19 protein-coding genes are annotated in these 24054 nt (G+C 62.8%); 12 read left to right on the forward strand and 7 right to left on the reverse strand.

Annotated elements, in window-relative coordinates:
- Window positions 1–4 precede the first annotated feature (4 nt).
- The gene (locus DNK49_RS00865) at window positions 5–3841 is read right to left on the reverse strand and encodes a YhdP family protein (protein ID WP_243632225.1); all 3837 of its coding nucleotides are present in this window, start codon (window positions 3839–3841) and stop codon (window positions 5–7) included.
- Window positions 3842–4055: 214 nt separating this feature from the next.
- Here DNK49_RS00865 and glnE point away from each other — a divergent pair, with 214 nt between their 5' ends.
- From glnE to DNK49_RS00890, 5 genes are all read left to right on the forward strand, one after another.
- A complete protein-coding gene (glnE, locus tag DNK49_RS00870) occupies window positions 4056–6740 on the forward strand; it encodes a bifunctional [glutamate--ammonia ligase]-adenylyl-L-tyrosine phosphorylase/[glutamate--ammonia-ligase] adenylyltransferase (RefSeq protein ID WP_207806853.1) in 2685 nt (894 codons plus the stop codon).
- 105 nt (window positions 6741–6845) lie between these two features.
- Window positions 6846–8372 carry a CYTH and CHAD domain-containing protein gene (locus tag DNK49_RS00875; RefSeq protein ID WP_110522431.1) on the forward strand — a complete coding sequence of 509 codons (1527 nt, stop codon included), beginning with the start codon at window positions 6846–6848 and terminating at the stop codon, window positions 8370–8372.
- Window positions 8373–8436: 64 nt separating this feature from the next.
- Window positions 8437–8889, forward strand: a complete 453-nt coding sequence (locus tag DNK49_RS00880) for a SixA phosphatase family protein (RefSeq protein ID WP_110522432.1) — start codon at window positions 8437–8439, stop codon at window positions 8887–8889.
- A gap of 227 nt (window positions 8890–9116) precedes the next feature.
- The gene (locus DNK49_RS00885) at window positions 9117–9680 is read left to right on the forward strand and encodes a DUF2062 domain-containing protein (RefSeq protein ID WP_110522433.1); all 564 of its coding nucleotides are present in this window, start codon (window positions 9117–9119) and stop codon (window positions 9678–9680) included.
- Window positions 9681–9750: 70 nt separating this feature from the next.
- On the forward strand, window positions 9751–10674 hold the full coding sequence (locus DNK49_RS00890) for a hypothetical protein (RefSeq protein ID WP_110522434.1): 924 nt from the start codon (window positions 9751–9753) through the stop codon (window positions 10672–10674).
- A gap of 90 nt (window positions 10675–10764) precedes the next feature.
- Here the strand turns inward: DNK49_RS00890 and mnmA are convergent, their stop codons facing one another.
- Genes mnmA through DNK49_RS00905 form a run of 3 tightly spaced genes read right to left on the reverse strand, consistent with a single transcriptional unit; the run spans window position 10765 to window position 13014 of the window.
- Window positions 10765–11862: a tRNA 2-thiouridine(34) synthase MnmA gene (gene mnmA, locus DNK49_RS00895; RefSeq protein WP_110522435.1), complete on the reverse strand. Its 1098-nt coding sequence runs from the start codon at window positions 11860–11862 to the stop codon at window positions 10765–10767.
- A 16-nt stretch (window positions 11863–11878) separates the two neighbouring features.
- Window positions 11879–12523: a hypothetical protein gene (locus DNK49_RS00900; RefSeq protein ID WP_243632194.1), complete on the reverse strand. Its 645-nt coding sequence runs from the start codon at window positions 12521–12523 to the stop codon at window positions 11879–11881.
- Between the two features lie 38 nt (window positions 12524–12561).
- A complete protein-coding gene (locus DNK49_RS00905; RefSeq protein WP_110522436.1) occupies window positions 12562–13014 on the reverse strand; it encodes an NUDIX hydrolase in 453 nt (150 codons plus the stop codon).
- A 150-nt stretch (window positions 13015–13164) separates the two neighbouring features.
- Here DNK49_RS00905 and DNK49_RS00910 point away from each other — a divergent pair, with 150 nt between their 5' ends.
- The 7 genes from DNK49_RS00910 to DNK49_RS00940 all read left to right on the forward strand — a co-directional run bounded on the left by DNK49_RS00910 (window position 13165) and on the right by DNK49_RS00940 (window position 18181).
- Window positions 13165–14085 (forward strand): branched-chain amino acid transaminase, encoded by a 921-nt coding sequence (locus tag DNK49_RS00910; RefSeq protein WP_110522437.1) that lies wholly within the window; start codon window positions 13165–13167, stop codon window positions 14083–14085.
- 13 nt (window positions 14086–14098) lie between these two features.
- Entirely contained in the window at window positions 14099–14293 is a 195-nt protein-coding gene (locus DNK49_RS00915) for a zinc-finger domain-containing protein (RefSeq protein WP_110522438.1), read from the forward strand.
- Between the two features lie 61 nt (window positions 14294–14354).
- Entirely contained in the window at window positions 14355–14786 is a 432-nt protein-coding gene (locus DNK49_RS00920; RefSeq protein ID WP_110522439.1) for a YybH family protein, read from the forward strand.
- Window positions 14787–15839, forward strand: coding sequence for a YheT family hydrolase (locus tag DNK49_RS00925; RefSeq protein ID WP_110522440.1), 1053 nt, complete (start codon window positions 14787–14789; stop codon window positions 15837–15839).
- Window positions 15840–15852: 13 nt separating this feature from the next.
- Window positions 15853–17244, forward strand: a complete 1392-nt coding sequence (locus DNK49_RS00930; RefSeq protein WP_110522441.1) for a phosphomannomutase/phosphoglucomutase — start codon at window positions 15853–15855, stop codon at window positions 17242–17244.
- A gap of 267 nt (window positions 17245–17511) precedes the next feature.
- A complete protein-coding gene (locus tag DNK49_RS00935) occupies window positions 17512–17895 on the forward strand; it encodes a type II toxin-antitoxin system RelE/ParE family toxin (RefSeq protein ID WP_110522442.1) in 384 nt (127 codons plus the stop codon).
- Complete coding sequence (locus DNK49_RS00940; protein ID WP_110522443.1) at window positions 17879–18181, forward strand: helix-turn-helix domain-containing protein; 303 nt, start codon at window positions 17879–17881, stop codon at window positions 18179–18181. Before DNK49_RS00935 ends, DNK49_RS00940 begins: the two co-directional genes overlap by 17 nt.
- A gap of 101 nt (window positions 18182–18282) precedes the next feature.
- Here the strand turns inward: DNK49_RS00940 and dnaE are convergent, their stop codons facing one another.
- From dnaE to DNK49_RS00955, 3 genes are read right to left on the reverse strand one after another with little or no spacing between them, the layout of a single operon-like run.
- Window positions 18283–21789 carry a DNA polymerase III subunit alpha gene (gene dnaE / locus DNK49_RS00945; protein WP_110522444.1) on the reverse strand — a complete coding sequence of 1169 codons (3507 nt, stop codon included), beginning with the start codon at window positions 21787–21789 and terminating at the stop codon, window positions 18283–18285.
- Between the two features lie 52 nt (window positions 21790–21841).
- Entirely contained in the window at window positions 21842–22816 is a 975-nt protein-coding gene (locus tag DNK49_RS00950; protein ID WP_110522445.1) for a quinone oxidoreductase family protein, read from the reverse strand.
- Window positions 22817–22865: 49 nt separating this feature from the next.
- Entirely contained in the window at window positions 22866–24047 is a 1182-nt protein-coding gene (locus DNK49_RS00955; protein ID WP_243632195.1) for a phospholipase A, read from the reverse strand.
- Window positions 24048–24054: the final 7 nt, after the last annotated feature.

The raw sequence follows: 24054 nt of genomic DNA on the forward strand, positions 1-24054 counted from the left end.
TTCCTCATGGCTTGGATTTATCGGCGCCTCCCACCCCCGGGATCAACTGTCCGGCTGGCGAACCGAGCTTCTCGACCACCGGATCACTCCACCGGCCGGTCACGGCGTACTCGAAGGCAAACAGTTTTTCGATCGGATCGCTGAGCGCCTTCTGCGCCAGATAGGTCACAACACCCGCAACCGGATTGATCAACCCCGCGGCGGCCCCGATCGCCACCGACTCCGACAGCGTCGGCTGCACAGTGACGCGCAGATCCTGTGTTTCCGCTGCGATATCTGCCTGGCCCCGCATCAGCACCCGCGCCGCCGGCCCGCGGATCTCCAGCGCCTCGGTACGCATGACCCCGGCAGTCACTTCGATGCTACCGGAAATGCGATCAAAGGCGAATCCTTCGGAAAAGACATCGCGAAAATCCAGGCTGATCCGACGCGGCAAGGCCTGCAGGCTGAGCACACCCAGCAAGCGCCCGACGCCGGGGTCGAGTTGGCGGAACTGTCCGGCCTCGGCATCAAGATCAAGCTGCCCGGTCAGCGTCGGATAGTCGATGCGGGTCGGCGCGCCTCGCCAGCGCAACTTGCCGGCAAGGGTCGCCTTACCACCACGCAAGGCCTCTCCATGCCCCATCGCCTCGACCAGGCGCCCCACATTTGGTGTGGTCAGTACAAAGTCCAGCTCCGTACGCGCCGATCCACGGGTCTGCCACACGCCACTGCCACTCAGACTTCCCTCAGGATGCCGCAAGGCAAAGCGCTCCAGATGCCAGCTTCCATCGCGATTGCGCGCCAGCACGTCAAGCCGTCCAAGCGTGCGCTCGCCGAGCACGAGTTTGTCGATGACAACATCGAGACCTGGCAGACTACGCGGGGGGGCATCGGTCGCCGGTTCAGCACCCTGCCGCCCCGCATCATCGTCACTCTCTGCCAGCGTCAGATGTGACAGCCGGGCGTGGATGTTGCCATCTCCGGCCCTGCGCCAGTCAAACTCGCCTTTGGCCTCACGGCTATCCAGGCGTGCCCGCCACCCCCCAGCATCGGCCAGCGCGCGCAGGTTCAACGCGTTGAGTGCCTGACCGAACAGTTGAACCTTTCCCGCCTCCAGCGCAACGCCGGCAAGCTCGAGCGCCAATCCACCGTCACTGATCTTGCCGGTTGCAGGCGCGTCCTGCGAGGATTCGTCCAGTATCCTGCGCCAGGCATCGGCATCGATGTGGTCGAGCTTGGCTGCCACCATCACTCCCTTGTCGGCAAGACGCACCGGCTGGAAGACGCCCACCCCGCCGTGATAGCCCGCCTCACCCGGTCGCCGAACCAAAGCCCCCGCCAGACGATCTGACAGGGAGAACCGAACCGACCGCCCTCCTCCCCCAGCCGGATAAGCCAGATCAAACTCAAGCGGCCAGGATTCGCCGGCCCCCTTGTTGAACGGGTGCGGCAAACTGGATGACACCCCCTCCAGCGAAGCGCGGATGCGCACCTGCGTGCCGCTTCGATCGACGCCGATTTCCGCCCCCCAACCGCTGCGCCCGGACAGATGCGCCAGAACCGGCAGCTCAAGGTGAGCACGAGCCGCCTGCATGTCGATGCCGCCATTCACGGTAAACTTGACGCCACCATCGGCCGCGGTGTTCGCCACCAGCTTGACCGGCTCGCCAAACAAGCGCGCCCGGGCCTCGGGAATCCTCAACTCGTCGGCGGTAAACGCCAGACTGCCCGCCGCCTGCTCGAGCGCAGGCAAGCCCTCGACCACCCACAACCGGTTGCCCGAAAAACGGTAACTGCCGACCACTTCGGTATCGACAACGCTGCGTAGCGGCATCACCAGCTTGAGGTCCAGCGTGCCATTTCCTTCCGCACGCATGCCATCGGTAAAGCCGTCGATCCGACGACTCACCGGGCTCTCACTGACGAAACGCAGGAAGTCTGAGGTGGTACCCGCCGCACGCCCGGTCAGCGTCATGACCTCACTGGGTTGCACATCAAGATCCGGCACGACCGCGCTGACCTTGCTCAACAAGACACCGAAGATGCGTCCGCGGACCGCCTCGATGCGCATGCCCGGCCCCTCGAAACGGACCTCTCCGTCGATATCCTCGATCGGCGGCCAGTCAGGCGCGTACTCGAGGCGTCCCTTGGCAACCTTGATCGCGACCAGGAACTGCCCATTGCCATCGCGGAAAGGGAAATCCTCCAGGCGTCCCTTCAAGCGCAGGCGTGCCTCGGGCACCGTTGCACGGCGAATCGCATTGCGCACCCATTCATGCGTATCACGATTGACCACTCGCGGCAGGTAGCGCCACACCGCAGCACCGTCAGCCCGGGTCAGGCGTGCCGACAGATCGATCTCGCCCACGCCGCCGGGCTCAGGCCAGTACTTGCCCGCCGCGGTGCCGGCCGCATCCGCATTATCAAAGCCAGCCGAGTCAAGGCTGATCTCAACTCGGCCATCGCGCCGGCTCCAGCCGCCGTCGGCCTTCAGCGAGGCAAACACCAGTCGAGGGTGAGTCATCACATCCGGCAGATCGATATGGGTATTGCGTCCGGCCAGCATGAAGCGCCCACTCTGCTCGGTACCATTGATCTCGCCAGACAATCCGCCCACGCCAGGCAGCGCATCACGTGCGCTTAGGCCGATATCCTCAAACCGTGCTGACACCTTCCAGCTTTCAGGGGTGGCTGCCTCACCACGCCACGTCAACCGCAGATCACGCACCCGCCCGCGCGGATCGAACGCGGCCAGCCGGCTCCTGACTCCATCGTCAAACGGAAGATGCGCCGCCAGCCTGGCCAGCGCAGCAAAATCGATCAGGCTGGCCTGCAACTGACCTTCACCGGGTTGGCGCGTGTCGGCGTGACGAACGCTCAGGCGCAGATCGGTCGGCTCCAGGCGCTGTCCATCGGACGTGCTCAGGGCCAACTGGCTGGCGGTCAACTCGACAGCGGTGGAGGCATAGCGCGCAGACAACTGTCCGTGAAGTTCGCTCAAGTGCAAGGGCGGCAAGTCTGCCGCCAGGGTGGTCGAAACCGATTCGAGCGCAAGGTTTGCCTGCATCTCGACCCCACCCGCTCCATCCAGATCCAGCCACAAGCGGGTGCCGCCCTGGCCACTCAGAGGAACCGGGTAATCCACCCAGGGACTCCAGGCCCCCAGATCGGCACGCTCCAGCCCGACATACAGACGCCCGACGGTCTCGGCAAGCCGATCCACCGCAAACTGGCGTAGCTCGCCACGCACATCCAACATCGAGGCGAGCGCCGCAGGCGGCTGTGCTCGCAAGGCGAAACGCCGCAACAGGAGACCACGTTCGAGCAGGAATTCGACCCCGCTCAGCGTCAATGCAGGGGCCCGACGCATGTCATCCCGCCAGATCAGTGTCGCGTCGCGTACCACGACACGACGCTGGTCCAGCAGCCAGTCCAAGCCGCCGCCGTTAGCACCGCCCCCCCCTGTCCGCATCCCTGCCACCACCAGGGCGCCATCGGCAGCACGCTGAATGTCCAGCGTCGGGCCAACGATCTCCAGTCGATGAAAGGAGGGCGTCCATGGCAACAGCGACGACCATGCCAGCGTCGCATCCACCCGATCCAGTTCGAGCACCGAGCGACCTTCCGCATCGGTCATCTTCAAGGCGCTCAAGTGCAGTCTTGGCCGCAAGCCGGACCAGTCTGCCGATAGCGCGCCAATGGTGACCGGCTGGCCACTCAGGCGGGACAGTTCCGCGGCGATCTCGGCCCGATAGGCGCCGACCTGGGGCAACACCACCCAACGCAGCCCGAGCACCAGCACGGCAAATACGAACCACATCAGCACCAGGAAAGTACCGAACAGGCGCAAGCAATGCATCCTGCGGCCGGGTTGCGGCGCGGACACGGAGCCGTCGGCAGGAGTGGTCGCTGTATTCATAGTTCCGGGCCCGGCAACATGCAGTGAAACGCTGCAGACGGCGCCCGCAGGCAGGTGGCTTGGCTACAATCGGGTTTTGGGCTTTCCCCGGACGCCATGGAGCGCAACGGGGACAAAGCTTTGGATTCTACCAACCTTCAAGAGTGCCATGCCCATGTCCCACACCCTGAATGTGTTACCGGACGTCATCCAGCACGCTGCAGGCCTGTCCCGCTTCCTGCAGCGCATGCTGGACAGTCGCCCGTGGCTGGCCGGCGACCTCGCGGCAAGTATCGACCACGCCCTTGGTGCCGACGCAATGCGCACATTCATCGCCGACAAAGGTGCCGACGAAGCCCGCTTGCGCCCCACCTTGCGTCAGCTGCGTACCTGGGTGATCTGCCATCTGATCGTCCGCGACCTGGCGGGTCGCGCCAACCTGTCAGAAGTCACCGAAACCATGACGGTGCTGACCGAGGTCGCCGTGCGCCACGCCCATGATGTGCTGCGCGAGGCCATGGTCCAGCGCTATGGCCAGCCCCTGTCGACCACTGGCTGGGAGCAGGAACTGCTGATCATCGGCATGGGCAAGCTTGGCGGGCGCGAACTCAATGTCTCTTCGGACATCGACCTGATCTTTGTCTACCCGGACGACGGTGACACCGGCGGCAAGAAAGTCATCAGCAACTTCGAGTTCTTCGAACGCCTGGGCAAGCAGTTGATCCAGTCACTGGCCGAAGTCACCGAGCATGGCCAGGTCTTCCGAGTGGACATGCGATTGCGCCCGAATGGCGATTCGGGCCCGCTGGTGTGCAGCTTCGACATGCTGGAGAACTACTTCATCACCCAGGGCCGCGAATGGGAGCGCTACGCCTGGATCAAGGCCCGCGTACTGACTGGAGAACGCTGGCGCGAACTCGAGCAGATCGCCCGCCCCTTCGTGTTTCGCAAGTACCTCGACTTTGGCGCCATCAATGCCATGCGCGATCTACATGCGCAGATCCGGCGCGAGGTTGCACGCCGCGATCGCGCCAACAACATCAAGCTGGGGCCGGGCGGCATCCGCGAGATCGAATTCATTGCCCAGGTCTTCCAGCTGATCCGGGGCGGACGCGATGCTGCGCTGCAGATTCGCCCCACCCTGCAGGTCCTCGCCCGACTGGCCGAACGCGGCATCCTGTCATCCGAGGCGGTCAGCGCACTGAGTGCCGCCTACGACTTCCTGCGCCGTCTCGAACACCGCCTGCAATACCTTGACGACGCCCAGACCCACGACCTGCCCGACGCGCCGGCCGACCAGGCGCTGATTGCACGCGCCATGGGCTTTGCCGACTACGTCAGCCTGCTTGCCGAACTCGATCGCCATCGTGCCGTCGTCAGCCACCACTTCGACGCGGTGTTCGCCGATCCCAATGAAGAACAGCACTCGCTCGACGCCATCTGGGCTAGCGCCGAAGACACCGAGCAGGCAGCTCCACACCTTGCGGAACTTGGCTTCGGCGACCCCGTCGCCGCCGCTGCACGTCTGGCCAGCATACGCGCCAGCGCCCGCTATCAGCAGTTGCCCAATCACATCCGTAGCCGCTTCGACGCCCTCATGCCCCGCGTGGTCGAAGCCGCTGCGAGCACCGCCGGGCCGGATGAGACGCTGAGCCGCTGCCTCGATCTACTCGAAGGCATCAGCCGCCGCGGCGCCTATCTTGCACTGCTGCAGCAATACCCTCAGGCGCTGCGTCGAGTCGTCGACCTGGTAGCCGCCTCACGATGGGCAGCACAGTACCTGGGCCGCCACCCGATCCTGCTGGACGAACTGCTTGACGGCCGCAACCTAGAAGCCGCTCCAGACTGGCAACGCCTGCGCACCGAACTCGCAGCCGAGCTCGACGCCATCGAACCCGATATGGAACGGCAGATGGACCTGATGCGCGAACAGCATCATGCCCAGTCCTTCCGCCTGCTGACGCAGGACATCGCCGGCCTGCTGACCGTGGAGAAACTGGCCGACCACCTGTCGGCACTGGCCGATATCATGGTCGCACTCACCATCCCGCTATGCTGGCGCAAGATCAAGATCCGCCACCGTGACGACCCGAAGTTCGCAGTCATCAGCTACGGCAAGCTCGGAGGCAAGGAGCTGGGCTACGCTTCCGACCTGGACATCGTTTTCCTGTACGACGACGCTGCGCCGGAGTCGGCCGAGGTCTACACCCGGCTCGCTCAACGCACCAACACCTGGCTGTCAAGCCAGACTGCGGCGGGCATCCTGTTCGAAACCGACCTGCGCCTGCGGCCGAACGGCGACTCTGGCCTGATTGCCTGTTCGCTGGAAGCGTTCCGCAAATATCAGCTGGAATCGGCCTGGGTGTGGGAGCACCAGGCCCTGACCCGCGCCCGCTTCAGTGCCGGCGACCCGGCTTTGGGAGAAGCCTTCGAGCGCATCCGCTGTGAAGTCCTGCGGCTGCCGCGCAAGCTCGACAGCTTACGCGCCGAAGTGCTGGCCATGCGCGACAAGATGCGCAGCGCGCACGGAGGCAAGAGCCCGCTGTTCGACCTCAAGCACGACCACGGCGGACTGATCGATGTGGAGTTCCTGATCCAGTACCTGGTTCTCGGCTACGCTTCGAAGCATCCGGAACTGACCGGCAACCTTGGCAATATCGCCTTGCTGAAGATGGCTGCCGGGCTTGGGCTGATCCCCGCCGAGCTGGCCGAAGCCTGCGGCGACAGCTATCGTCAGATGCGCCACCTTCAACACCGGCAACGCCTGAACGGACAAGCATCGAGGGTTGCACCCGAGGAAGCCGCAACAGCACGCCAGCCCGTTCAAGCGCTGTGGTCTCTGGTGTTTGGCACCCACTGAAATATTTCATGTCATGAACCGGAGCATGACGCACCGGTTCAGGGCCGCTAGAATCAGGAATCCTTATAGCAAGCTTTGCGGGCCACGCCTGCCGAGCCGAATCACATGACCCAGGAAATCGAACTCAAGCTCACCCTGCCGGCACGCGCCCTGCCGGCGCTCCGACGCCACCCCCTGGTGGCTTCGGCAAGCCGCGAGGGAGCTGCCACCACCCTGGACAACACCTATTACGACACCCCGGAGTTGACCCTCAAGGCTCGCAAGATTGCGGTTCGCACCCGCAAGCAGGGCCGGCAGTGGCTGCAGACGGTCAAGTGTGCAGCAGTCTCCACGGGCGGGCTGTCGCAGCGTCCCGAATGGGAGCAACCCTACGCCAGCCAGTTCGATTTTTCAGCCATCGACCATGCCGACGTTGCCAAGGTACTGACGCAACACCAGGATGCGCTGGTTCCGGTATTCACGACCCGCTTCCGCCGCGAAACCCGGCGTTATGCGCCGCGCGAGGGCCTGTGCATCCTGATGATGATCGACACTGGCGAAGTCATTGTCGGTGACCGCAAACACCCCATCTGCGAGCTCGAACTCGAACTGGTGGAAGGCAAGGCCAGCGACCTGCTCGAGCTCGCTTGCGAGCTGGCACAGAAGCTGCCGCTGATGCCGGGCGATGTTTCAAAAGCGCAGCGCGGCTACCAGCTGTTCCTTGATCTGCCAGTACGACCTGCCAAGTCAGAACCTGTCGCTCTCCAGCCCGATATCTCGGTCATCGACGCCTTCCGCAGCCTTGCCCACGCCTGCCTGCGCCAATGGCAAGCCAACGCTGCTGCCGCAGCCGAAGGCCACGACGGACCAGAGTTCATTCACCAGCTTCGCGTGGCGCTGCGTCGCCTACGTTCGCTGATCAAGCTCTTTGCCCCCGCCCTGCCGCCGGAATTCGTCGCTCGCTGGGGGGAGCAACTACGCGACAACGCCAACCGGTTCGGTGAGGCACGCGACCTTGATGTCCTGCATGCAGAACTGGTCGAGCCGGTCATTGCCGACGGACTGGCCGACGGCCCGAACAGCAGCCTGCCACAGTTGCTCGACATCATCGCGGACGCCCGTCGCGTCGCACGCAAGCACACCCTGGACAACCTGGCGCATTCGGACCAGGGGCGCCTGCTGCTCGAGCTCAACCTGGCCCTGCACCGTTTGCCGACCAGCAACCTGATTGCGGCTGTCGATCTGCGGACCTTTGCCCGACTACAACTGGACCGACTACGCAAACGCGCCCGCCGTCGCCACGAAGCTTCTGCGACGCTGATCCCCACCCGGCTGCACGCGCTACGGATCGCGATGAAGCAATTGCGCTATGGTCTGGAGTTTCTCGGCGGGTTATGGCCACGGCGACAGGTCGAACGTTATTTGCTGCAGGTTACCGAGGCGCAGACAACGCTCGGCTTCCTCAATGACCTGGACATTGCACGCGGGCGACTGGAGGCGTGGGCGGGTCAGGACGGGGCCTTGCGTGCCGCAGCTGCCTTCATCATCGGCTGGCACGCCCCCCATTATGCCCAATTGCGCCGGCGTGTCCTGAATGAGACCGAACCGCTGCTATGGGGCCCGACACCATGGAAAGGGAAACGGGGCAAATAACCGCGTCATGCTGCTGAAAGATCGCCCCCTTACACTGCTGTCCCCCACAGGCCTGGAGCATGGAATGGATTTGTTGTTGTGGCGTCACGCAGAAGCCGTGGATGGCAGCCCGGATCACACCCGCGAACTGACTGAGCGCGGCCTGAAACAGGCGCGGAAGATGGCCGACTGGCTGGATCAGCATCGCCCCAAACGCCTGCGGGTCCTTGCCAGCCCCACCATGCGCACACGCCAGACAGCGGCGGCCTTCACCGACGCCTTCGAGATCGTGCCGGCACTCGGTCCCGAGTGCGGTGTCTCCGACCTGCTGGCCGCCTCCGGCTGGCCTGACGCGACGGGCGCCACCTTGCTGGTGGGTCACCAACCCGGCCTCGGCCGCCTCGCTGCGCTGCTGCTGTCAGGAATCGAAGCGGACTGGACTATCAAGAAAGGCGCGCTGTGGTGGTTCACCAACCGCGTGCGTGAAGGCGAAAGCCAGACCGTCTTGCGTGCCGTCATTCCCGCCGATCTCGCCTGAGCCCCGCGGCCTGACGCGCCGGAGACTCATTCAATCAGCTGCGGCGCGCAACATTCGGGAAAGACCTGACTCAGAACACGGAATCTTCCTTGCTCTGGTCTGTCTTAAGGCATAGTGCAAGCCAGAAATCGGGGTCTTTACAACACTTCCTGACTTGCACTCACAGACTGCTTTATGGTCATCAGCGGTTTGCGTAATATGCCTGACTCCCGGAGGATCAAACCCCAATGAAGCGCTTCCTGCCCACTCACGACAGCATCAAGCAAAGCCGCCTGTTGCGTTGGCTTGGGCCCCGCCTGCACGACCCATCCCTATGGCACATCAACCGTCGGGCAGTGGCACGTGGTGTGGCCATCGGCGCTTTTTTCGGACTGATGATTCCCGTTGCCCAGATTCCCGCTGCCGCGGTGGCGTCGCTGTTCTTGCGTGCCAACCTCTGGATTGCCGCGGTCTCTACCCTGGTCAGCAACCCGCTGACCTATGCACCCATCTACTACTTCGCCTACCGTCTGGGAGCCAGTCTGATCGGTGCACCACTGCCACGCGACCCTGACGCAGCGCTCAGTCACGAAGCGGTATCGGCCGCATGGCTGCAACAACTCAGCGATATGTGGACCTGGGTGACCGGGATCGGGCAACCGCTGGTGCTGGGTATGCTGCTGATGGCAAGCACGGGGGCAGTCGTCGCCTATCTGGGCACCCAGCTTTTCTGGCGCCTGAAGGTGATCGCCAAGCGCAGGCGGCAACGCAGCGCACGTGCGCTGCGCACAACGCCACAACAGGCAGGCTAAGCGCTTCTTTACATCCAGCGTTCGGCGTATGCTTCATTTTTGCTTCAATCTCGCCTGAACGCACACAGCCATGAATGCCGCCATTCCGAACGGTACTTTCGACATCATTGACGGCGTCCGGCGCGTCTACTATGACGGTTACTGGATCAAGGCCTACGACCCTCCGGCCGATTCACTCCAGGCCAAAAAGACCCTGATCCAAGCCTTGACGCGACGCCTGTTCAATCACGTCGAGCATGGCATCAACATCCCTGGCAAGCGCCTCGCCGAGGCCCGGCATGCCTACGAGCAAGAGCAGGATCCGGCCCGCAAGCGGGTCAAGGGGGCGATGCTTGCGGGCGCCATGTTCAACCGCGCCACCGACATCTTCACCAAGCTGGTCGAACTGCAGGCGCTGGGCATCGAAATCGATACCGACAACGCGCTGATGCGTGAGTGCGGCATCTGCCTGCAAGAGGCCCTGACCCTGGGTCGCCTGGTGCTGCACCGCAGCGGAGAAGAAGGCATCGACGAGTTGTGGGGAGAACCCTTCCGCGCCTTCTCGATTCCGGTCGAGGCCTTTTACGAAAGCCGTTACGTCAAGATTGCGCAGACCCTGCGCGACATCGACCAGATTGCTGCAGTGATGATCCGGACCTTCGCCTCAGACCCCTTGTTTGTCGGCATCGATGATCTGGTCACCCACTTCACCGATCTGGCCAAGGACAAGTGCGAAACCCTGCGTACCGACGGCGATATCTTTGACGTATGGGCAGAGTTCGTCGTCTCATCGGAAAAACTGAGCGCGTTCGCTCCCCACCTGCCAGCCGATGCAGATGGCCGCACACTGCAACGCGCCGCCGACGGCATGCGACTGATCCTTCAGGGACGCGACCTGCTCACCTACATCAGCCGCGCGCGGGTCACCATGCCCAAGAGTACGCGTGAATACTTCGAGCGTTGCGATCATTACGCTCATGCCTTTGCCAACCAGGGGCCGCCCTGTTCCTGTTGACGCTGGCAGGGCCACCGACATGCCTCAGGTTCGGGCGGTCAACGTTCGGTCGGGGACTGCGCTCTGCCCCCGACCGCGCAAGCGTCAGGTTCAAGCGATGATGCCGCCGCCCAGGCAAACCTTGGACTCATACACCACCACACTCTGCCCTGGTGTCAGCGCCCACTGCGCTTCGGCGAATGCAATCTCGGCCCGTTCGCCGGTCAGCGCATCGATCTCACACGGCATATCCGGCGTGCGGTAGCGGGGCTTGGCGGTATAGACCCAGTGGGTGTGAGGCGCCCGGCCCGAAATCCAGTTGAGGTCGATTGCGGCGAGACGATCCTTCAACAAGGCGGGGTGGTCATGCCCCTGTACCACCAGCAACACATTGCGCTTGACGTCCTTGGCCGCCACATACCAGGCATCGTGCTCGCCAGCAGCATCCTGATTGCCCTTGATTCCGCCAATATGCAATCCCTTGCGCTGGCCTATGGTGTGATACATCAGCCCCTGGTGCTCACCCATCACCCGGTCATCGTCCAGCGAACGGATCTCGCCCGGCTGTGTGGGCAGGTAGCGCATCAGGAACTCGCGGAACGGCCGCTCACCAATGAAGCAGATGCCGGTCGAGTCCTTTTTGGTCGCCACGTGCAGGCCCGCCGCCTCGGCAATCTTGCGCACCTCGCGCTTGTACAGCGTACCAAGCGGAAACAGGGTTTTCGACAACTGCGCCTGATTCAGGCGATACAGGAAGTAGCTCTGATCCTTGGTGCCATCCTCAGCCTTGAGCAGCTGAAACTCGCGCCGCCCGTCGCTCTCCCACTCGCGCACCTGGGCGTAATGCCCGGTCGCAATGCGATCCGCCCCCAACTGCATGGCGTGGTCGAGAAAGCAGCGGAACTTGATCTCGGAGTTGCACAGGATGTCGGGATTGGGCGTACGTCCGGCCTCGTACTCGCGCAGGAAATCGGCGAACACACGGTCCTTGTATTCCTTGCTGAAGTTGACCACCTCGAGGTCGATGCCGATGACGTCGCAGACCGATGCAACATCCACCAGATCCTGGCGGGTGGAACAGTACTCCGCGTCGTCGTCGTCCTCCCAGTTCTTCATGAACAGGCCGGTCACCTCATACCCCTGCTGCTTGAGCAGCAAGGCCGTTACCGCCGAATCAACACCACCGGACATGCCGACGACAACCTTCATCCCACCGGAATCCTTCTTACTGGACATTGGGTCCTTCTCCATCCAACCAGTTGGCAAGAGGCAGCACGATTGCCGCCTCGCCATTGTCGACAAACCAGCTGTCGACCACATAACGTTCGCCCGGACGACTGCTCGCCAGCGGCGGCAGCGCCGGAATATCGTCCAGCACCTCGGCACAATCGCACAAGGCCAACATCAAGGGCACATGATCCGGCACCGTGGGTTCGGGACGCAAGCCGGGCGGCGGTTCGATCTCCTCGATGACGGCACCAAAATGCTGCAACACCCAGCGCGTGCGTCGCGCAGGCTCAAGCACCCGGTGGAAACGCAGCATGCCATGCTGTACCAGTAGCTGCAGCCACCGCGTGGTTGTGGTCGAGTGGTCAATGCAGTCCATGCGCCCCTCCACCGCGAAGTCGAGGTAGTTGCCGGCCCGGTCCGCATTCACCGGTGTTTGTCGTCCCGCCAGGCCATACAATTGGCCGACGATATCCGCCAGGGCCTCACGCTCTGCCTCGGCATCTCCAGCCATCAACAACCGGGCGCGCACACGTTCAAGCTCCTTCAGGCCGACTTGAACATCCTGCTGGCTTGCACAACCGTAGTTGAAGCACACGGGGACAACGGCATCCTGGGCCCGAGCCCCCTGTACCCAGGCCATCTGCACACACATCAGGCAAACGCTCAGCCACAAACGCATCAGTCGTAGTGACGCAGTAGATCCAGACCGTAACGCCGCCCGGCCAGCCAGTCCTCGGCACATTGCAGGATCAGCGGACTGCGGTGGCGGGCCTGGGTGGCGCGCATCTCGTCAAGCGTCATCCACACGGCCCGCACAATGCCGGTGTCGAGCTGGCGCCCGGCCACCTCCTCACCCAGATCGCCGCCAAAGGCGAAGCGCAGATAAGTGATGTCACGCTGCGGTCGCGGCCACTGATAGATGCCAACCAGAAAGCGGGGCAGAAAACGATACGCGGTCTCTTCCAGGGTCTCACGCACCGCAGCATCGATCAGCGACTCGCCCTCTTCCAGGTGCCCTGCTGGCTGATTGAACCTCAGTCCATCGGCGGTCTCTTCCTCGACCAGCAGAAAGCGCCCATCACGCTCGACCACCGCAGCGACGGTGACATTGGGTTTCCAGCTTCGATCCATGACCTGCCCAGCTCGCAAAGCTCAACATTTTAACCGCTAGATGATGACCACCGGACACAATCAAGGCCGCGCGTTTGCGCTAGAATTCGAAAGTTAAACCCAGTTGTAGCGGGTGCATCCGAACATTTCCTATTGGTGGAGAATCACAGTATGTCCATGGCTGATCGCGACGGTTTCATCTGGCAAGACGGCAAGCTCGTTCCGTGGCGCGAGGCCACCACGCACGTGCTGACCCACTCCCTGCATTACGGCCTCGCCGTATTCGAGGGGGTGCGCGCCTACAAGACCGTCGACGGCACTGCGATCTTCCGCCTCGCCGAGCACACCCAGCGCCTGATCAACTCCGGCAAGATCTACATGATGGACATCCCCTACTCGAAGGATGAACTCATGGAAGCGCAAAAGGAGGTCGTGCGCGCCAACGAGCTCGAGTCGTGCTACCTGCGTCCGCTGGCCTTCTACGGCTCGGAGAAGATGGGCATCTCCACCCGTGGCGCCACGGTCCACGTCGCCATTGCAGCCTGGCCGTGGGGTGCCTATCTGGGCGAGGAAGGCCTCGAGAAAGGCATCCGGGTAAAGACCTCGTCCTACACCCGTCACCATGTCAACTCGACCATGCCGCGCGCCAAACTTGCTGGCACCTACCCCAACTCCATCCTGGCCAACCTCGAAGTCACCAAGCAGGGCTACGATGAAGCCCTGCTGCTCGACAACCAGGGCTTTGTCGCCGAAGGCGCAGGTGAGAACCTGTTCGTGATCAAGGACGGCAAGATCTACGAACCCGAGATCGCCTCCGCACTGACCGGTATCACCCGCGACTCGATCATCAACATCGCCCGCGAGTTCGGCCTCGAAGTCCAGGCCAAGCGCATGACCCGCGACGACATCTACATTGCCGACGAAGCCTTCTTCACCGGTACCGCCGCCGAAGTGACCCCGATCCGCGAACTCGACGACCGCATCATCGGCGAAGGCAAGCGCGGCCCGATCACCACCAAGATCCAGGCGCGCTTCTTTGACGTCGTCAATGGTCGCGCACCGGAATACAAGCACTGGCTGGCCCACGTCTGACAGGAGTTGAAACATGGCTGACACCAAGGATCGCCGCGTCGAGGTTACCGCCCACGACCTGCCGGTGCATTGTCCGCAACCGGGCGCACCGCTGTGGGCGCAGCACCCTCGCGTCTTTCTCGATGTACTGAAGGCCGGTGCCGCAACCTGCCCCTACTGCAGCACGCAGTTCGTATTCACTGGCGAACGCCCCAAAGGGCATCACTGATCGGCAACCCTGACGAGCACAGGACACCTGTTTTGCGCTCGTCAGGCTCCGGACGACGATCATGAGCAAGCCTGCCTTCACCACACCGGCCGAAGCCGAAGCTGCGTTCTATGACGCCCTCGCACGCAGCGACCTTGAGGCCATGATGTCCATCTGGTCCGAAGAGGACGAAGTCATGTGCGTACACCCGGGTGGCCCACGTATCGTCGGGCTGGCTGCGGTACGCGAGCTATGGCGTCAAATCTTTGCCGGCGGCACGCGGCTCGAAGTCCGTACCTCGCAACTGGTCACCCACGCGACCCTGGTGCTGGCGGTGCACAACCTGCTCGAAGAGATTGCGGTTGCCGGAGAGGAGGCGGGCGGCCCCCCTATTGTTGCCACCAATGTCTATGCGCGCGGCGCAAATGGCTGGCGCATGGTCATGCATCACGCCTCCGCCACACCCGATCTGATGAACCTGCAGTTCCAGGACGCACCGCACATCGTTCACTAGATGGGGCCACTCTCCACCTACCGCGCACCCTGGTGGCTACCCGGTGGCCACCTGCAGACCATCTGGCCGCTGGCCCGCAAGGGTCCTAGCCCCACATTGCGGCGCGAACGCTGGGAAACCCCCGATGGCGACTTCATCGATCTCGACTGGCTGATCGACGCACCAGAGCACGCCCCCCTGGTGGTCCTTTTCCACGGGCTGGAAGGATCGAGCCGCTCACACTACGCCCGCGCCCTGTTGCGAGCGCTCGCTGCACACGGGTGGCGTGGCGTGGTGCCACACTTCCGGGGCTGCAGCGGCGAACTCAATCGGCTTCCGCGGGCCTATCACTCCGGAGACTCAGCCGAAATCGACTGGATCCTGAAGCGATTCGCGCTCGGCAATGGCGGCCAGCCCCTCTTTGTGGCAGGGGTATCGCTGGGCGGTAACGCCCTGCTCAAGTGGCTTGGCGAACAGGGTGCCCATGCCCAGCAGTGGGTGAGTGCCGCTGCAGCCATCTGCCCACCGCTGGATCTAACCATCTCCGGCCATGCGCTCGGCCGGGGATTCAACCGGGTCTACACCCGGCACTTTCTCGCCACACTCAAGGACAAGGCACTGGGAAAGCTGCAGCACTTCCCTGGGCTGTGCGACGCCGCGCAGATTCATGCAGCACGCACCCTGTATGAATTCGACGACGCCTACACCGGGCCCGCACACGGATTTGCAAACGCGGCAGACTACTGGAAAGAAGCCTCGTCACGCCCTTGGCTGAAACACATTCGTACGCCAACCCTGCTGCTGAGCGCGCACAATGATCCCTTCGTCCCGACCTCTGCCTGGCCCTCCCCGGATCAGCTCGGCACATCAGTGCAGTTCGAGCACCCACCGGGCGGCGGCCACGTCGGCTTCCTGAGCACACCCTGGCCCGGGGAACTGGACTGGCTGCCAAGGCGACTGCTGCTGCACTTCGAGTCCAATCGAAATACGGCACCACCCACAACAAGAGTCTTCGAACCATCTTCAAATATTCACGCTTTTGGCATACCATGCTGCACTGCAACCAACTTTTGAACCGGACACGCCCATGACCCAGACTGCGCACGCCCTGCCCGCCCCGGAAATCTTCAAGGCCTACGACATTCGCGGCATCGTCGACAAAACCCTGACCGCGGCAGCCGTACGCGCCATCGGCCACGCCCTCGGCTCCGAGGCAGTGGCGAGAGGGCAGAAAGCCATTGCGGTGGGCCGTGACGGTCGCCTGTCAGGACCGGAACTGGCCGGCGCGCTTGCCGACGGCATCCGCGCAGCAGGGGTGGACGTGGTCGATATCGGCTGCGTACCCACGCCACTGACCTACTTCGCCGCCTATCAGCTGGGCACACACTCCTGCGTATCGGTCACCGGTAGCCACAACCCGCCCGATTACAACGGGCTCAAGATGGTGCTGGGTGGCCAGACCCTCTTTGGCGAGCAGATTCTCGCGCTGCGCCAGCGCATTGCCGACAACAACCTGACCCACGGCAACGGTACCTTGAGCAGCGCAAATGTGGTGGAGGACTACATCGCCCGGATTGTTGATGACGTCAAGCTGGCCCGCCCGATGAAGATCGTCATGGACTGCGGAAACGGCGTCGCCGGCGCCGTGGCTCCCGAGCTGTTCAAGCGTCTGGGCTGCGAGCTGGTCGAGCTCTATTGCGATGTCGACGGCAACTTCCCCAACCACCACCCCGATCCGTCCAAGCCCGAGAACCTGCAGGACGTCATCCGTGTGCTGAAGGAAACCGATGCCGAACTCGGCCTGGCCTTCGATGGCGACGGTGACCGCCTGGGCGTGGTCACCAAGGACGGCGAAATCATCTACCCGGATCGTCAGCTGATGCTGTTTGCCGAGGACGTGCTATCGCGCGTACCGGGCGGCGAGATCATCTACGACGTCAAATGCACCCGCAACCTGGCCGGCTGGATCAAGGCCCGTGGCGGCAAGCCGACGATGTGGAACACGGGCCACGCCCTGGTCAAGGCCAAGCTCAAGGAAACCGGCGCCCCGCTGGCTGGCGAGATGAGCGGCCACATGTTCTTCAAGGAACGCTGGTTCGGCTTCGACGATGGCCTGTACTCGGGCGTGCGCCTGCTCGAGATCCTGTCGCGCCACGCCGACGGCAACGCCGTGCTCAAGGCGCTGCCCGACGCGGTGAGCACCCCGGAACTCAACATCAAGATGAACGAAGGCGAGCCGTTTGAACTGGTCAAGCGACTGAAGGAACAAGCCGGCTTCAACGGTGCGGAAGAGGTCATCACCCTTGATGGCGTGCGCGTCGAGTACGCCGACGGTTTCGGTCTGGCTCGTCCGTCCAACACCACGCCAGTCGTCGTGCTGCGTTTCGAGGCCGACAACCAGGCAGCCATCGAACGCATCCAGGCCGACTTCCGCCGCGCAATCGAGGCCGTGTGGCCCGGGGTCAAGTTACCGTTCTGACTCCTGTCCAGCACACCCCAAAAAGCCGGCGTGAATCGCCGGCTTTTTTCATTCTAGTGGTAGCCCACACCAGCATTGAGAGCGGGCACAGACAGGCAATACAACTCACCCAATCAATTTATTTATCATAAAATACCAACTTCACCCTGGGCCCCGCCGCACCAAGCAGCGCTACCAAAACACGCAAAGGATAACTGTCGGCTGACAAGAACGACGCAAAAACTAAAAACCATGCCCGTATCGGGCATAGAAAGCCAGGCAGATGTTATGATCAGTATCCTCAAGCGCAAGGACTTTGCACGTTGGCAAGCACACGAGAAGCTTCCCGACATTCTGTTGTGCAAAGCTGTGAGTGAGATGGAGAACGGTTTAATCGACGCAGACCTGGGGGCCTTCCTCTACAAGAAACGAGTAGCCCGACCGGGCAGTGGCAAGCGGGGAGGCTATCGCACGCTACTATCGGCGCGCATAGGCGGTCGCTACGTTTTCCTCCATGGGTTTTCCAAGAGCGACCGGGCAAACCTTACCCAGGAGGAGAAAAAAGCACTGCAGTTCGCTGGAAAAGTGTTTCTTGAACTGTCCGCAGCATCCTTGTCGAAGGCTTTGCAGACGGGTGTACTAATGGAGGTGCAGTGTGAGCAAGATCATTGAGTCCCTGCGTGACGACCTGACAACGCTTCACCGAGCCGGTGCGATCGGCAAGGTAACGATGCGCGAGTTTGACGCCATCTGCCCCCCCCCGGTACGTGAATTCAGTGCCAGCGATATCAAGCGTCTGCGTGAAGCGTTGAAGTTCAGCCAGCCAGTATTCGCGCTCCACCTGCACACCACAGCCTCAACCGTGCGGAAATGGGAGCAAGGCAACACGCACCCCACCGGACCTGCCCTCAAGTTGCTCAACGTCATCGCAGACAAAGGTTTGCAGGCCATACTATGAACGTATGCCAAAGCAACACGTACAGCCAAGCAAACGCCGCTACGATGCGCAAGTCATCATGATGAGCATCCTACCCTCTCACTAAAGCCCTTGAGCGCCCCTCAGTTGGGGTAAATGACCTCAACAGCCTCAGGCGGCAACCATTCACGCAGGCTTTCGAGCAAACTCTCCTCCAGCCGCACTCGCCATCCTTCGCCAAAGGGCAAATCCGCTTCCGCATTGTCATTGCGGTAAGTGACCACAACCGGGCATCCTCCGTCGCGGAATGGCGTCAGCAAGGACTGCAGACGATCAGCGGTGGCGGTTGCGCCACCGGTCTGACCCACTTCACCATTGAGCCGCAACTGCAGTGCGCGTGCAAAGCGCGCACGGGCCTCGCCCAGCGTCAGCAGTTTGTCTGCAACGATGCGGAACCCCCCGGAGAACTCATCATTGCTCACCTTGCCCTCGACCACCAGCACTTCATCGGTGACGATCTTGCCGCGGTTGGCGTCCAGCACCTCGGAGTACACCGCCACTTCTCGCGGTGTGGTGCCGTCGTCGAGCAGCACGAAAGCCATCTTGCCGCGATTGCCGACCTTGGTCCGGACCTCCATGACCACCCCGGTCATCATCACCAGGTCACGTGAGGGCTCGATCTGCGCCAGCGTACGGCGCACGAAGCGACGCACCTCGCTCCTGAAAGCATTGAACGGATGCCCGGACAGGAAGAAGCCGATCGCCGTCTTCTCCTCCTTGAGCCGCTCCCGCTCCGACCAGGGACGGACCTTGGCAAACTCCACACCAGCACCAGCCGCCTCGGGGACCAGATCGAACAGGCCACCCTGCATGGCATTGGCCGCGGCCTGCTCGGCCGCCTCCATGGCCAGCGCCACAGTCGCCATCAACTGCGCGCGATCGAGGCCCTTGTGCCCCGCCAGTGTATCCATGGCGCCTGCACGGATCAGTGCCTCGATGACCCGGCGGTTGGCCAGACGACGGTCCACCCGCTCGCAGAAGTCGAACAGATCGCGAAACTCACCACCCTTTTCGCGCGCGGCCAGGATCGACCTGACCGCGGGTTCGCCCACCCCCTTGACCGCGCCCAGGCCATAGCGGATGGTCTTGCGGTCCACCGGTACAAAGCGGTAATCCGACGCATTGACATCGGGCGGCAGCACCGCAATCTTGTTGGCCACGGTATCTTCGTAGAAGATCTTGACCGTGTCGGTGTTGTCCAGATCGGACGACATCGTCGCCGCCATGAAGGCCGCGCAATGGTGCGCCTTGAGCCAGGCAGTATGATAGGTGACCACCGCGTAGGCCGCAGTGTGCGACTTGTTGAAGCCGTACTCCGCGAACTTGGTCATCAGGTCGAAGAGCTGTTCGGCCAGGGCCGGATCGTAGCCCTTCTGCCTGGCGCCGTCGGCGATGGTGGCACGGTGCTTGGCCATCTCGTCGGCTTTCTTCTTGCCCATCGCGCGACGCAGCATGTCGGCCCCGCCCAGGGTGTAGCCGCCGATGATCTGCGAGATCTGCATCACCTGTTCCTGGTACACGATGACGCCGTAGGTCGGCTCCAGGCAGGCCTTAAGGTCGGGGTGGAAGTAATCGATCTCCTGCTGCCCTTTCTTGCGCAGGATGAAGTCGTCCACCATGCCCGAACCGAGCGGTCCGGGACGATACAGTGCGAGCACCGCGATGATGTCTTCGAAGCGGTCGGGCGCAAGCTTCTTCAGCAGCTTCTTCATCCCGTCCGATTCCACCTGGAAGATTGCCGTGGTGTTGGCATCCTTCAGGATCTGGTAGGCGGCGGGGTCCTCGAAGCCCAGACTCATCAGGTCGGGGCGGCTGCCGGTCATACGAGCGATGTACTCGAGTGCCAGTTCGATAATGGTCAGGTTACGCAAGCCAAGGAAGTCGAACTTCACCAGGCCCACTGCCTCGACGTCATCCTTGTCGAACTGCGACACCGGCGTGGCATCGTCGCCATCGGCGATATATAGCGGACAGAAGTCGGTCAGCTTGCCCGGTGCAATCAGCACACCGCCAGCGTGCATGCCAACACCGCGGGTCAGACCCTCGAGCGGCTGGGCCAGCCCCCACAGGGTCTGCACCGCCTCACCGTCGTTGCCGTCCTTCATCATCTCGCCGATCTGCGGCTCCATCTCGTAGGCCTTGGCCAGCGAGACCGGCTTGGCCCCCTCGATCGGTACCAGCTTGGACAGACGGTCACACAGCCCGTAGGGCATGTCGAGCACACGGCCAACGTCGCGCACCACCGCCTTGGAAGCCAGCGTGCCAAAGGTGGCGATCTGGCTGACCGCGTCCTTGCCGTAACGCTCACGCACGTATTCGATGACGCGGTAACGGTTGTCCTGACAGAAGTCGATGTCGAAGTCGGGCATCGAGACCCGCTCGGGATTCAGGAAGCGCTCAAACAGCAGCGCGTATTCGAGCGGATCGAGATCGGTAATCTTCAAGGCGTAGGCAACCAGCGAACCCGCCCCCGAGCCCCGTCCCGGTCCCACCGGCACGCCGTTGTTCTTGCCCCACTGAATGAAGTCGGCAACGATCAGGAAGTAGCCGGGGAAACCCATCTGGATGATGGTATCGGTCTCGAACTTGAGCCGCTCTTCGTAGCGCGGACGCTGTTTCTCGCGCTCTTCCGGATGAGGGTAGAGCTGGACGAGGCGCTCCTCCAGGCCAGCCTTGGCCTCCTGGATCAGGAAGTCATCCAGCGTCATGCCCTCCGGGGTCGGGAACAGCGGCAGAAAGTTCTTACCCAGCTGCACCGTCAGCGAGCATCGTTTGGCAATCTCCACCGCATTCTCGAGCGCCTCCGGAATATCGGCGAACAACTCGCACATCTCGGCCTGAGTCTTGAGGTACTGCTCTTCGGTGAAGTCGCGCGGACGACGCTTGTCCGCCAGCACATATCCCTGCGCAATACACACCCGAGCCTCGTGCGCCTTGAAGTCATCCCGAGTCAGGAACTGTACCGGATGGGTCGCGACCACCGGCAGACCCAGATCACCCGCCAGCATCTGTGCCTGGCGAATGTAGGCTTCGGTACCGGGATGCCCGGCACGCTGCAACTCGATGTAGAAGCTGCCGGGGAACATCCGTGCCCAATCGGAAGCCAGTTGCGCCGCCAGTTCGGCGTTGCCGTTGAGCAAGGCCTGGCCGACGTCGCCCATCATGGCGCCGGACAGGCAGATCAATTCACTCGCTGCGCCGTCATCCAGCCAGGTACGGCGTAATTCTGCCCTGCCCCGATACTTGTTCTCGAGATAGGCCCGGGTCAGCAGTTCGCACAACTGGCCATAACCCGCGCGGTTCTTGCAGATCAGCATTACCCGCCAGGGTTTGTCGCGCTCGACCTCGTTCTCGATCCAGGCATCCACCCCAACAATGGGCTTGATGCCCTTGCCGCGGGCCCCCTTGTAGAACTTGACCATGCCAAACAGATTGGCCAGATCGGAGATGCCAAGCGCAGGCATGCCATCTGCCGCCGCAGCCGAGATGGCCTGATCGATCTGGACGATACCGTCGGTGATCGAGTATTCGGAGTGCAGGCGGAGATGGACGAAACGTGGGGAATGCGGGGTGGGGGGTGCGGCAGTCATTGCGCAATTTTACCCGACCGCCCCCACCGGCGGTCGAAGAATCATGCCCCGATCAAGGCAGCAGGATGGTCGACCCGGTGGTCTTGCGCGCCTCGAGGTCACGATGCGCCTGAGCCGCATCCTTCAGTGCATAGCGCTGATTGATCTCCAGCCTGACCTTGCCGGACACGACGACCTCGAACAACTCGGCCGCCATCGCCACCAAGTCCGTACGTTTGGCAATGTAGGTGAACAGTGTGGGCCGGGTCAGGAACAGCGACCCCATCTTTGCCAGCAAGCCACAGTCGAAGGGCGCGACCGGCCCCGACGCCGCACCAAACAGCACCATCATGCCCAAGGGTCGCAAGCAGGACAGCGAATCCATGAAGGTATCGGCACCAATCGAGTCATACACCACCGGCACACCCTCACCGGCTGTGATCTCACGCACACGCTCAGCGAACTTCTCGCGGGTATAGACAATCGGGTGATCGCAACCATGGGCACGGGCAATCGCCGCTTTTTCGTCCGATCCAACTGTACCGATCACCGTCGCACCGAGGGCTTTTGCCCACTGACAGACCAGCAGGCCCACTCCACCCGCGGCCGCGTGGATCAGGATGGTGTCGCCCGGCTGCACACGGTAAGTGCGGCGCAGCAGGTACTGCGCGGTCAGGCCTTGCAGCATCATCGCGGCCCCCTGCTCGAACGAAATCGCATCGGGCAGCTTCACAAGGCGATCGGCGGGAATGTTGCGCATCTCGGCGTAAGCGCCAAGCGGTCCACCTGCATAGGCAACACGATCCCCCACCGCGACCTCGGTGACGCCCGCCCCCACCGCCTCGACCACACCCGCCCCCTCCAGACCAATGCCGGACGGCAACGGAACCGGGTACAAGCCCGTGCGGTGATAGGTATCGATGTAGTTCAGCCCGACCGCGTGATGGCGGACCCGTGCTTCGCCAGCAGCCGGGGCGGCCGGTTCGAACACCTCCCACTGCAGGACATCAGGGGCGCCGGTGGAATGAAAACGGATGGCGTGCGACATGTCGATCTCCAAGAAGGCAGGTCGCCGCCATGAATGAAGCTGTAAAGCCTCAGCGGACGACCGAAACCCCGATTCTAATCTGAGGGCGGCGTGCTTCGTCGTACTCGAGCAAGGTCTGCCCGTAGCCGTTGAAATACTGCAGGTGCAGGAAGGCGCCAACACCGGAAAAGATGCTCTGCCGCAGCGGATAGGACAGATCGAGTTGAGTGCTGCCGACACCGGCCGTCCCCCGTCGCAGCAAGGCCGTCAGCATCAGGCCATCATCCCTGCCGATGCGCAGGCCCAGTTGGCCGTAACCGCGATAGCGTGTGATGTCGGGGTTGTCGTCCTTGTCGATATAGGTCCACACCTTGGGCTCGATACCGACGTAGGTCCGCCCATCGGGCAAAAAGTAACGCCCATCCAGCTTCACGAACAGGGTGTCGATGCTGCGCGAATCCGCCTCGTCCCGACCGTTGGATTCGTGTTCGTAGCCCGCCGCCAGGGACACGGAATTGCCCGCGCGCGGATCACTCAGACGCCAGTTGTAGAACAACGAGGGGCGAAAGCTGGTGTCGCGGAAGGGCGCCGACTCCGCTGCCAGATCCCACATCGAGGTCTGGGTGAAGCCAAAGAACAGGCCACGTGCCAGTGGAAAGCTCTCAGCAACCACGCCGAGATCGTCGAACAGGCGGTAGCGAAAGCTGATCTGAAAACGTGCACCACGCGGATTGTCACCACCAAACACAAAGTACATCGGCTCGTGAAAACCCAGCGGAGCAGCGGCCACCGGAGCGGCGGCAGGTGGCTGCGGCGCAAGTGCAGCCAACGGCGCCACATCCCCTGCCTGTGCGGTGACCACTGGCGAACGGGTCGCCGCCCCCGCATCCAGGATCAGACGTGCGCCCGGCGCATCGACCAGGGACAAGGTCGCCAGCCCCACGATTTCCTTGGGCCATTGCCCGATGTAGCGACGACGTGCGCTGCCATTTTCACCCGCCAGCACCAAGTCGACCGCGATACGCGGTCCCCCGTCGGGCAATTCTATCTGTGCCGGCAAGCGAGCCGGCCATGCGCCGTCGACAGGTTCGCCAACCACAATCAGCTCGAACACCTGACCGGGCGCCACCCGTGGCTCGGTCGACGCCAGCAGCCAGTCTGCGGCGTACGCCTGGGTCATCGTACCGAGCACGACGACACAGGCCAGCGCCGCCAGACGCCGTCCACCGAATCGCTGAACGGCGTTCGTCACGCCGGAC

It is taken from the genome of Parazoarcus communis SWub3 = DSM 12120, from assembly GCF_003226565.1.
Lineage (GTDB): Bacteria > Pseudomonadota > Gammaproteobacteria > Burkholderiales > Rhodocyclaceae > Parazoarcus > Parazoarcus communis.

Coding starts and splice junctions, on each gene's coding strand:
- DNK49_RS00935 (WP_110522442.1), top strand. CDS start 17,512: ATGATCAGTATCCTCAAGCGCAAGGACTTTGCACGTTGGCAAGCACAC.
- mnmA (WP_110522435.1), bottom strand. CDS start 11,862: ATGAAGGTTGTCGTCGGCATGTCCGGTGGTGTTGATTCGGCGGTAACG.
- DNK49_RS00925 (WP_110522440.1), top strand. CDS start 14,787: ATGGGGCCACTCTCCACCTACCGCGCACCCTGGTGGCTACCCGGTGGC.
- DNK49_RS00875 (WP_110522431.1), top strand. CDS start 6,846: ATGACCCAGGAAATCGAACTCAAGCTCACCCTGCCGGCACGCGCCCTG.
- dnaE (WP_110522444.1), bottom strand. CDS start 21,789: ATGACTGCCGCACCCCCCACCCCGCATTCCCCACGTTTCGTCCATCTC.
- DNK49_RS00900 (WP_243632194.1), bottom strand. CDS start 12,523: ATGGCCTGGGTACAGGGGGCTCGGGCCCAGGATGCCGTTGTCCCCGTG.
- DNK49_RS00930 (WP_110522441.1), top strand. CDS start 15,853: ATGACCCAGACTGCGCACGCCCTGCCCGCCCCGGAAATCTTCAAGGCC.
- DNK49_RS00915 (WP_110522438.1), top strand. CDS start 14,099: ATGGCTGACACCAAGGATCGCCGCGTCGAGGTTACCGCCCACGACCTG.
- DNK49_RS00865 (WP_243632225.1), bottom strand. CDS start 3,841: ATGCATTGCTTGCGCCTGTTCGGTACTTTCCTGGTGCTGATGTGGTTC.
- DNK49_RS00950 (WP_110522445.1), bottom strand. CDS start 22,816: ATGTCGCACGCCATCCGTTTTCATTCCACCGGCGCCCCTGATGTCCTG.
- glnE (WP_207806853.1), top strand. CDS start 4,056: ATGTCCCACACCCTGAATGTGTTACCGGACGTCATCCAGCACGCTGCA.
- DNK49_RS00905 (WP_110522436.1), bottom strand. CDS start 13,014: ATGGATCGAAGCTGGAAACCCAATGTCACCGTCGCTGCGGTGGTCGAG.
- DNK49_RS00890 (WP_110522434.1), top strand. CDS start 9,751: ATGAATGCCGCCATTCCGAACGGTACTTTCGACATCATTGACGGCGTC.
- DNK49_RS00920 (WP_110522439.1), top strand. CDS start 14,355: ATGAGCAAGCCTGCCTTCACCACACCGGCCGAAGCCGAAGCTGCGTTC.
- DNK49_RS00885 (WP_110522433.1), top strand. CDS start 9,117: ATGAAGCGCTTCCTGCCCACTCACGACAGCATCAAGCAAAGCCGCCTG.
- DNK49_RS00880 (WP_110522432.1), top strand. CDS start 8,437: ATGGATTTGTTGTTGTGGCGTCACGCAGAAGCCGTGGATGGCAGCCCG.
- DNK49_RS00910 (WP_110522437.1), top strand. CDS start 13,165: ATGTCCATGGCTGATCGCGACGGTTTCATCTGGCAAGACGGCAAGCTC.